Here is a 9,369-nt window from a genome sequence, read left to right on the forward strand (position 1 = left end):
GGATGCCCGTCGAAATACCGGCGGGCCGGTGTCTCACTATTCGGTGAAACCCCCGGTGACGACCGTGACGTCGAACGTGGTGAGCGAATTCATCGAAGCCCTCGGGGCCCGCCCCGACAGTGCGTGGTTGCGGGCGCCGGTGCGGGCCGACGACGGGAGGGTCAAGTCGCCGATCGGGTTGTCGATGGCGGCGGTGTCGTGCTCGGTCATGCGGGTGTCTCCACTCTCGGTAGTACTGGCGGTGCGAAAAGGACGGACGGTCAGAGGGCGAAAGTGCCGTTGGTGACGACGGTGGGATCACCGAGCGTCTCCAATGTGATCCCGGACAACCGGGGCCGCGCCCCGGCCAGCGCCCGGTTGCGCGCACCGGCGCGGTTCGCGCGCGGGAGCACCAGGGCGCCGACGGTGGCTTCGACGGTCTCGGCGGTGATTTCGGGCATCGTGCGGTTCTCCTCGTGCAGGTGGGGCGGGGCGGTCAGCGAGTCGGGGGTTGCAGGAGCAGCGCGGACGGGACACGCGGGCCGAAGCCCAGGCGCAGCAGGCCGTAGCCGATCCCGGCCAGGCCGGTCAGCAGCCCCGGCGAAGGCACGGCGTCCGGGGTGCCGCAGCGCGCGCCGTCCTGTTCGACGGCGGTCAGCAGCTGCCCGGTCCGGCGCTCCACCGCGGCGGCGGCCCCGGCGTGGCCGTTCTCGGCCAGGACACCGAGCACGTCGGTGATGCCGGTTTCGCCGTGGCACAGGCTCAGGTCGCGCAGCGGGTCCTGGGCGGCCAGGCGCCGGACCTGCTCGTCGAGACCACCGAGAACGCCCGGGTCACCGGCGTAGGCGAGCACCTGCCCGGCCAGGCCGGAGCACCAGCCGTGCCCGGTCGCCGCGGTCGCGGGCGGCAGGGTCGCCGTCTCACGCGGGTGCCCGAGCAGGGCCCAGTCGACGCCGGCCGCGCCGTGCGCGAACCCGGGGTCGGCCAGGTCGGGGTCGATGGACCGGCCGGCGAGCTCGGTGGCGTAGGCGTCGGCCAGCAGGGCCGCGCTCGCGAGCCCGGTCTGGGCGGCGACCGACCGCAGCGCGACCAGGCCACCGGCCAGGCCGGTGGTGAACCGCGGTGACGTCGCCGGCGTCGCGCCCGGCATCACGGCGACGGTCCGGGCGGCCAGGTCCAGCAGGTCGGGCCGGGCGAGCAGCCGCGCCAGCCGGGCCAGCGCGTAGGCGACACCGCCGAGCCCGAGCAGGCCGCCGCAGCCGGCCGCCTCCGCGAGCTCCGGGTCGGCTTCCAGCTCCGAGACCAGCCACGGCAGTCCGGCCAGGGCTTTCCCGGCGAGGTCGTGGTATCGGTCGATGCCGGTCAGCTCCGCGAGCTGGGCCAGGAACAACGCAACGCCGGTGTAGCCCTCGCCGAGCCCGGCGCCCATCGGCAGCACGGCCCAGTACTTCTCGTCGACCAGCTCCAGCCCGACCCAGTTGACCCGGCCGCCGGCCGAGGACGCGCGGGCGATGATGGCGTCGGCGATGCCGCACGCGGCCGAGAGCAGGTGCGCGGGCTCGGGGCTCTTGCTCGGCAGGACGCCGTCGGTGACGCCGGTGCCGGCGTGGGTCTCCTCGGCCGGGCGGGTGGCCAGCGCGGCCGAGATCAGCCACTCCTGGTCACGGCGGTCGATCGTGGTCATCCCGGCGATCTTCGCCAGCACCGACGCCAGCGGCGTCGCGCTCAGCATGTCGGGCAGCCGCTTGCCTTCGGCGTCCCACAGATCGGCCGAGCCGGGCTCGCCGCTGAACATCGGGACGTCACCGGCCCACAGGTCGGTGAGCTCGGCCGCGATCAGGCCGCGGCGGACGTCGTCGGTGCTGTCGTCGTGCAGCAGCGCGAACGCCTCATCGCGCTCGGCCGCGTCGGCCAGCAGCGACGGGTGCGTCGTCTCGTCGAGCATCCGGGCGTAGAAGCTGGTCGGGCGGACCAGGACGCGGATCGTGTGTGCCGCGCAGCGCTCCAGCAGGGGAGCCAGCTCGGCCGCGCCGTCGGCGATGGTGTCGTAGCCGGCGCGGAACCCGGCCAGCAGCGCGGCGCCGTGTTCGGCCGGTTCGACGTCGACCCCGCCGAGGGTGGGCCGGTTGACGCCGGCGCCGGGGCCGCCGGGGACGCGGGCCAGCCGCATCCGGTCGGTGCCCGGCTCCAGCCAGTCGACGCGCTCGAGCGCCGGGGTGGTGACGCGGCCGCCGCCGAGGCCGGAGATGTCGACCGCGCCGTGCTCGCCGACGATCATCTGCGGCAGCAGCATCGTGCGGTGCACCGAGCGGGCCAGCAGCGTCGACGCCGGATCGGCGTTGGCGTCTTCCGCGGCCAGCAGGGGCTGGAAGAGCGTCTCGATGTCGATCAGCACCGGCTGGTCACCGGCCGCGATGATGTTCTCGAAGTGCACGTCGGTGCCGTCGAGCGCGTGCAGCAGAGCCAGCAGCACGCCCTGGCGGCGGTAGAAGCGGTCGACCTCGGTCAGGTCCGCGCACGGACGGTGCTCGACGAACCGCAGCCAGCCGTACCCGGGCCGGACCAGCACGTCGACGGTCTCCAGCTCCAGGCCGGGGACACGCGGGTTGAGCCAGGCGACGACGTCGGTGAACGCCGCGTGCAGGCCCAGCGGCCGCGGCTTGTAGACGACCCGGTCGCCGCCGTCGAAGCGCAGTTCGCGCACCGAGCGGCCGCGCTGGTGCGCGTCACCGGTGCCGCCGGTGATCTCGGCCAGCCGGCCGAGGCCGGCGGTGCCGATGAGCCCGGCCAGCGCGTCGCGGTCGGTGGCGTACCGGCCGAGCAGCTCCGTGGCCGACTCGATCGCGTACAGCCCGGCCTGCGCGGCGAGCCGCGCCAGCACCGGGTAGCGGTGCAGCAGATCCGTGAGCCCGGCGGTGGTGCCGGCCTGGCGGACGAAGTCGGCGAAGCGTTCTTCACCGGTCTCCCCGGCGAGCCGGCCGGCCCGGCGGGCCCGGCCCAGCTCCAGCACCAGCGTGCGGGCGGCGAGCCCGGCGAGCTGGTGGCCCAGCTGCGCGGCACAGCCGTCCGCGACCGAGACGACGTCGACGGCGGGCGCACCCGCTGCGGCGTCGGCGATCGCGGCGCGGACCGCGCCGACGAACGGGTGGAACACGGACGCGAACGCCGTGCGCCAGGTCGGGCCGGACACCGGCGCGGCCGGTGCCGCCGAAGCGAGCGCGGTCTCGGCGAAGTCCACCCACGCGGGGCGGAGGCCGTCGGACCGCCGCTCACGCGGGGTCAGGCCCGCCGCCCACCAGGTGGGCGGAAGCGTCGTCGTCGCCGGGTTCGGCTGCGGGGGAATCACGAGATCGAGCATGCCAGCGGGTGACCGCGGTTACATGGGGGTGCTACGCCCGCATTCCGGCGCCGTATGGGGGCGTACTGGGGGCTCATAGGGGCACCGCCGGGAAAACGCCTGGTCACGGAACCCCTGATTGGGCCGGACGGACGTGGCGGTTGGGCCGTTCGGCGGGCGGGCCGCATGGGGGCGTGAAGCGGCAACAAACCCCGAACGGACGCGGTACTCCACCCACCTGGGTCACCCCGGCGCACCGGGTTCCGCACTCGCGCGCGCGGCCGCGACGCCCGCGCGCGAGGCGGTCATGGGGGTTCGCGGCGCCGCCGGAATGCGGGGACGCGGCACCCATGTGCGCCGGGCCGCCGGCGATGACTATTCGTCTCGAGAAGTTCGTGGCCGCACCCCGCCGCGCCGCGGACGTTCCCCGAACTCAAGGGAGCGAGCGCACGATGACCACCTTCCAGATCGAGCAGCACCCCGACCGGCCCGGCGTGGCCGGGCGGCGACCGCTCAAGTTCGTCCTCTCCAGCGTCCAGTCCGACTCGCACATGTGGAACCTCGTCGCCCTCCAGCTGATCATGGAGGAGATGGGCCACGAGGTGCTCAACCTCGGCGCCTGCGTCCCGGTCGAGCGGCTGCTGGCCGCCTGCCGCGACGAGCGGCCGGACTGCCTGGTGATCAGCACCATCAACGGCCACGGCCACGTCGACGGCGCCCGGGTGATCTCCGCCCTGCGCGCCGACCCCGAGCTGACCGGGCTGCCAGCCGTCATCGGCGGCAAGCTCGGCGTCCGCGGCGACGCCAACAGCGAGCTGCGGGCCGAACTGCTGGCTCTGGGCTACGACGCGGTCTTCCACGTCGGCGCCGGCGACTCCGGCCAGGCCATCGAGTCCTTCCGCGAGTTCGTCGCCGCGAACGTCCGGACGTTGCGGTGAGCGCTGCCCGGTCGGTGTTCAGCAGCTTCGTGGCCGAGCACCGCCGCAGCCGGACGCTGCTCGTCCAGCCGCGGATGGGGTTCTCGGACCCCGCCATGATGCGCCGCGGGCTGCACGCGGTCGCCGAGGCCGGGGTGCCGGCCGTCGGCACCGTGACGCTCGACAGCTACACCCGCACCGGGCAGCACGACCTCGCCGCGATGTCGCTCGAATCCGGCGTCCAGCTCAACGGCTACCCGCTCGTCGCGCTCGGCACCGGCGTCACCGCCGAACTGCTCGACGGGCTCTTCGGCCCGCGTTTCCCGGTCCAGGTGCGCCACGGTTCGCCGCAGCCCGAGGACATCTTCGCCGCGATGCTCGAAGCCGGCCTGGACGCCTCCGAAGGCGGCCCGGTGTCCTACTGCCTGCCCTACAGCAGCGTGCCGCTGCGCACCGCGACGGCGTCCTGGTCCCGGTCGGCGACGCTGCTCGCGGCCCAGGCCGACCGCGGCGTCCTCTGCCACCTGGAGAGCTTCGGCGGCTGCATGCTCGGGCAGCTGTGCCCGCCCGGGCTGCTCGTGGCGCTCTCGGTGCTGGAGTGCCTGTTCTTCGTCGAGCACGGCGTCCGCAGCGTGTCCGCCAGCTACGCCCAGCAGACCAGCCCCGAGCAGGACGCCGAAGCGCTGTGGGCGATGCGGCGGCTGTGCGCCGAAGAACTGGCAGGCGTGGACTACCACGTCGTCCTCTACACCTACATGGGCCTGTTCCCGGAAACCCCGGCCGGGGCACGGGAGCTGCTGGCCGAGAGCGTGCGGCTGGCTGTGCGCACCGGCACCGAGCGGCTGATCGTCAAGACCACCGCCGAGGCCCACCGGATCCCGACCGTCGAGGAGAACGTCGACGCGCTGCGGCTGGCCCACGCCACCGCCCTCGACCAGCCCGCGCCCGGCCGGCCGCCGTCCGGTGACACCGAGGTCTACCTGCAGGCCCGCCTGCTCGTCGACGAGGTGCGCTCGCTGGCCCCGACGATCGCCGAGGCGCTGCCGGCGGCGTTCGAACGCGGCCTGCTCGACGTCCCGTACTGCCTGCACCCCGACAACGGCAACGAAACCCGCTGCGTGCTCGACGACGAAGGCCGCCTGCAGTGGTGGCACACCGGGCGGATGCCGCTGCCCGCCGCGCTCGGCGGCCGCCGCAGCCGCGACCGGGTCAGCGCGACCCGGATGCTCGCCGACCTGTCCTACCACCGGCGGCGGCTCGATCCCGTCCTGCCGGGCCCGAGCACCGAACCCGCCCGCGCCTGAACCACCTCTGCCGACCAGCTGGGAGTGAAATCGCCATGGAGTACACCGATTCCGCCGTGCCGCCGGACCCGCGGACGCATCTGACCTCGGACACGACCAAGCACGTGCTGCGCCTGCAGCACCGGATGCTCACCGAGGCCCGCGCGTTCCTCGGCGGCCGCGGCTTCGTCGAGCTGCTGCCCCCGGTCATCGGGCCGGTCACCGACCCGGGCGGCCGCGGCGCGAAGCAGGTGGACATCGACTACTACGGCCACCGCTACAAGCTGATGACCAGCGCGATCCTCTACAAGCAGGCCTCGCTGCTGGGCTTCGACAAGATCTTCTACGTCGCCCCGAACGTCCGGCTCGAACCGCTGGAGACGGCCAACACCAGCCGTCACCTCGCCGAGTTCCACCAGCTCGACGTCGAGGTCTCCGGCGCGTCCCGCGACGACGTCCTCGACCTGCTGCAGGACCTCGTCGCCCACGTGGTGCGCCGGGTCGTCGACGACGCCGGCGACGTGCTGGAGGCGCTCGGCCGCGACTCGGGCGCGTTCGCCGACCTGCTCGGTGGCGCGTTCGGCCGGCTGTCGCACACGACCGCCGTCGAGACCCTGCGCGAGCTCGGGCACCCGCAGAGCGCCGACGCCGAGATCGACTGGGCGGGCGAGGCGATCCTGTCGGAGAAGCACGCCCGGCCGTTCTTCCTCGTCGACTACCCCAAGGGCTCGCGCGGGTTCTACGACCGGGAATCCACGTCCCAGCCCGGGATCCTGCGCAACTTCGACCTGATCGCGCCGGAGGGCTACGGCGAGCTGTGCAGTGGCAGCGAGCGCGAGCACGAGTACGGCCGGATCGTCACGCGGATGCGCGAGACGGGGGAGAACCCGGCCAAGTACGCCTGGTACCTCGACCTCGTCCGCGAGGGCATCCCGGGCAGCGCCGGGTTCGGCCTCGGGCTGCAGCGGTTCACCCGCTACGTCGCCGGCCTCGACGCCGTGTGGCAGGCCACGGCGTTCCCGAAGCTGCCGGGCGTGGTGTCCCCGTGACCGCGCTGCACGCCGGGGGCTTCCCGGAGGACGACGTCCGGGCACGCGCCCGGCTGGGTGCCGAGGCGGTGTTCCCGCCCGCGGCCGAGTACGGCACGACGCTGTTCGGTTCCTCCACGGGCGTTTCGGGTGATTCTTTGGAATCGGCTCGGCTGGTGCCGCCGGCGTTCATGCCGCGCCGGCTGGAGAAGCTGATCGAGCTGGGCCGCGAGCCGCTCTACGGCGACGTCGAGCTGGACACCGTCATCGGCGGGTTCGCCTCGGCACTGCCGCTGTACCTCTCGGCGTTCGGGTCGACGCAGGTGGCGGGCGCCGGGCTCGGCGCGGCCGCGAGTGCCCAGGCCGCGCGGCTCGGCATCCCGATGGTGGTCGGCGAGAACGTCGTCCCGGTCCACGGCCACGGCCGCACGGGCGGCGCCGCGGCGGGCACGCTGCTGGAGCGCCTCCGGGCCTACGGCGACGCGGTCCCGGACGGCCTCGGCGGCGTCGTCGTGCAGCAGAGCACCGAAGACGCCGACGCCGAAGTCTGGAACCTGGTGTATTCGGACCCGTCGGCGGCACCGCTGCTCGACTCCGGGCGGCTGGCGTTCGAGCTGAAGGTGGGCCAGGGCGCGAAGCCCGGCCTCGGCGGGATGACCCTGGTCGACCCGGCGGCGGCGGACCGGCTCGCCGAGCAGTACACAGTGGACCTCACGCTGGGCGACGGCGTGCTGCGCAGCAGCAGCCCCGGGACGTTCACCCCGGAGATCCTGCGTCAGCAGATCCGCTTGATGCGCAACAACTTCCCGCGCGCCGGCGTGTGGGTGAAGCTGCTCCCGGGCCGTGACGTCGCCTCGGCGGCCACGGTCGCCTGGGCGGCCGGCGCCGACGCGGTGACGGTCGACGGCGCGGAGGGCGGCACGGGCTGGGCGCCGACGGCGTTCCTCGGCGTCGGACTTCCTCTGGCCGAGTGCCTGGCCCGGATCGGCGCGCCGGCCGGTTGCCTGCTGACGTCCGGCCGGATGTGGGAAGGCACCCGGGTCGCGAAGGTCCTGGCCCTGGGCGCCCGCGCGGCGGGTCTCGGCCGTGCGGCACTGCTGGCGGTGGACACCGACCCGCGTGACGGGTTGGTCCGCTTCGTGGAGGCTTTGGCGCTGGAACTGCGGCTCTTGGTGAGCGCGCTGGGCCAGTACCGCGCGGACGCCCTGACCTCGGAAGACGTCTGGTTCCCGGACGAGGCGACCCAGGTCCGTGAGCAGGTGCTGTCGTGAGCGCCCGGTTTGCGGGTCTGCCGCGGCTTGTCGTGAGTGGTAATGCGGGTTCTAACCCTCATAGCCACTCACGACCCCTGGCACCGAGCGGGGGTCTGGCATGACCGCCGTTGTCGAGCCGCAGCAGTCGCGGTCGGCGCTGCCTGCGCCGTTTCTCGGGCTCGTGCTCGCCATGGGGTTGTCCTCCTTCGGGGATGCCGTCTGGCTGATCGCTCTCTCCGTGACGCTCGTCGGGGCCGCTGGGCCTGCGGTCGCGGGGCTTGTTCTTGCCCTCGGGTCGCTGCCCAAGGTGCTCACCCTGCTCGTCGGGGGTGCCGTCGCCGATCGGACCGGGCCTCGGCGGGTGCTCGTCGCCACCGATCTGATCCGGGCCGCCGCCATGGTCACCGGGGCCGTCTGCGTGCTGTTCGCCGGGCCTTCGCTGCCGCTGCTGACCGGGCTGATCGTTGTCATGGCCGTCGCCAGTGCCTTCTTCATCCCGGCCTCCGACGCGCTGCGGCCCAACCTGCTGCCGCCCGAGCACCTCGTGCGGGGCAACGCCGTCTACCTCGCCGCCGTCCGCGGGGGGCAGGCCGCCGGTGGGGCGCTCGGGTCGTGGCTGGCCGGGCTCGGCGGGCTCGTCACCGTCGCCGTCGTCAATGGGGTCAGCTTCCTCGTCTCCGCCGTCGCCGCCGGGAACACCAAGACCCTCGCCCCGGCGCAGCCCCGCGAACGCGTCAAGGTCAAGCAGCTCCTCAAGGACGTCGGTGAAGGTTGCCGCTACGTCGCCGTCCGGCCCGCGCTGCGCACCGCCATGATCGTCACCGGGCTCCTCGAACTCAGCGGTGCCGGGCCGATCAACCTCGGGCTCGTCTTGCTCGGCGGCCAGAAAGGCGCCGGCTGGCTGCTCACCGCGATGACGCTCGGCGCGTCACTGGCCTTCATCGTCTCGGTCAAGTGGCCGCCTCGCGAACGCGCCGGGCTGCTGGCGACGTGCGGGCTCGGCGCCCAGGTCGGCTGCCTGGCCCTGCTCGCCACCGGGTCCCTGGCCGTCAGCATCGCCGCGTTCTTCGCGCTCGGCCTGGTCGCCGGGCTCACCGCGCTGGTCCTGGTGTCACTGGCCCAACGCTGGTCCGCGCCGGAGATGCGCGGCCGGGTCATGTCGATCCTCGCGCTGTTCACCCTGGCCGCCACCCCGATCGGCAACCTCCTGATCGGCCTGCTGGTCGAGACGCTCGGCGTCCCGCTCACCATGTTCGCCCACGCCGCGGTCGCGCTCGTCGCGTTCGCCCTGCTCGTCGCCACCCCGGCACTCGGCCGGGCCGCACTCACAGAGGAGAAGAAGTCATGAGCAACCCCTTCGAAGACGAGAACGGCACCTTCCTGGTCCTGGTCAACGCCGAGAACCAGCACTCGCTGTGGCCGTCCACTGTGGACGTCCCGGCCGGCTGGCGGACCGTGCACGGCGAAGACACCCGCGCCGCCTGCCTCGAGTACGTCGAGACGCACTGGACCGACCTGCGCCCGGCGAGCCTCGTCGCCTCGATGCGCTGACCCCCTCCCCGCCGGCAGATT

General features: G+C 73.6%; 9 protein-coding genes. 6 read left to right on the forward strand and 3 right to left on the reverse strand.

The window, feature by feature from the left end:
* Nucleotides 1-36: 36 nt before the first annotated feature.
* From OG570_RS35270 to OG570_RS35280, 3 genes are read right to left on the reverse strand one after another with little or no spacing between them, the layout of a single operon-like run.
* A complete protein-coding gene (locus OG570_RS35270; RefSeq protein WP_326949672.1) occupies nucleotides 37-210 on the reverse strand; it encodes a hypothetical protein in 174 nt (57 codons plus the stop codon).
* Between the two features lie 50 nt (nucleotides 211-260).
* Entirely contained in the window at nucleotides 261-440 is a 180-nt protein-coding gene (locus tag OG570_RS35275) for a hypothetical protein (RefSeq protein ID WP_326953248.1), read from the reverse strand.
* Nucleotides 441-475: 35 nt separating this feature from the next.
* On the reverse strand, nucleotides 476-3,337 hold the full coding sequence (locus OG570_RS35280) for a type 2 lanthipeptide synthetase LanM family protein (protein WP_326953249.1): 2,862 nt from the start codon (nucleotides 3,335-3,337) through the stop codon (nucleotides 476-478).
* Nucleotides 3,338-3,768: 431 nt separating this feature from the next.
* On the opposite strand from OG570_RS35280, the gene OG570_RS35285 reads away from it, so the two are divergent.
* From OG570_RS35285 to OG570_RS35310, 6 genes are all read left to right on the forward strand, one after another.
* Nucleotides 3,769-4,254, forward strand: coding sequence for a cobalamin B12-binding domain-containing protein (locus OG570_RS35285; protein ID WP_247051847.1), 486 nt, complete (start codon nucleotides 3,769-3,771; stop codon nucleotides 4,252-4,254).
* The gene (locus OG570_RS35290) at nucleotides 4,251-5,537 is read left to right on the forward strand and encodes a methylaspartate mutase (RefSeq protein ID WP_326953250.1); all 1,287 of its coding nucleotides are present in this window, start codon (nucleotides 4,251-4,253) and stop codon (nucleotides 5,535-5,537) included. The genes OG570_RS35285 and OG570_RS35290 overlap by 4 nt, the downstream gene beginning before the upstream one ends.
* Before the next feature lie 35 nt (nucleotides 5,538-5,572).
* On the forward strand, nucleotides 5,573-6,565 hold the full coding sequence (locus OG570_RS35295) for an asparagine synthetase A (RefSeq protein ID WP_326949668.1): 993 nt from the start codon (nucleotides 5,573-5,575) through the stop codon (nucleotides 6,563-6,565).
* Complete coding sequence (locus tag OG570_RS35300) at nucleotides 6,562-7,815, forward strand: glutamate synthase-related protein (protein WP_326953251.1); 1,254 nt, start codon at nucleotides 6,562-6,564, stop codon at nucleotides 7,813-7,815. Before OG570_RS35295 ends, OG570_RS35300 begins: the two co-directional genes overlap by 4 nt.
* Nucleotides 7,816-7,915: 100 nt before the next feature.
* Complete coding sequence (locus OG570_RS35305) at nucleotides 7,916-9,145, forward strand: MFS transporter (protein ID WP_326953252.1); 1,230 nt, start codon at nucleotides 7,916-7,918, stop codon at nucleotides 9,143-9,145.
* The gene (locus OG570_RS35310; protein ID WP_247051842.1) at nucleotides 9,142-9,348 is read left to right on the forward strand and encodes an MbtH family protein; all 207 of its coding nucleotides are present in this window, start codon (nucleotides 9,142-9,144) and stop codon (nucleotides 9,346-9,348) included. Before OG570_RS35305 ends, OG570_RS35310 begins: the two co-directional genes overlap by 4 nt.
* The last annotated feature ends 21 nt before the right edge of the window (nucleotides 9,349-9,369 follow it).

Source organism: Amycolatopsis sp. NBC_01286 (assembly GCF_035982555.1).
GTDB lineage: Bacteria > Actinomycetota > Actinomycetes > Mycobacteriales > Pseudonocardiaceae > Amycolatopsis.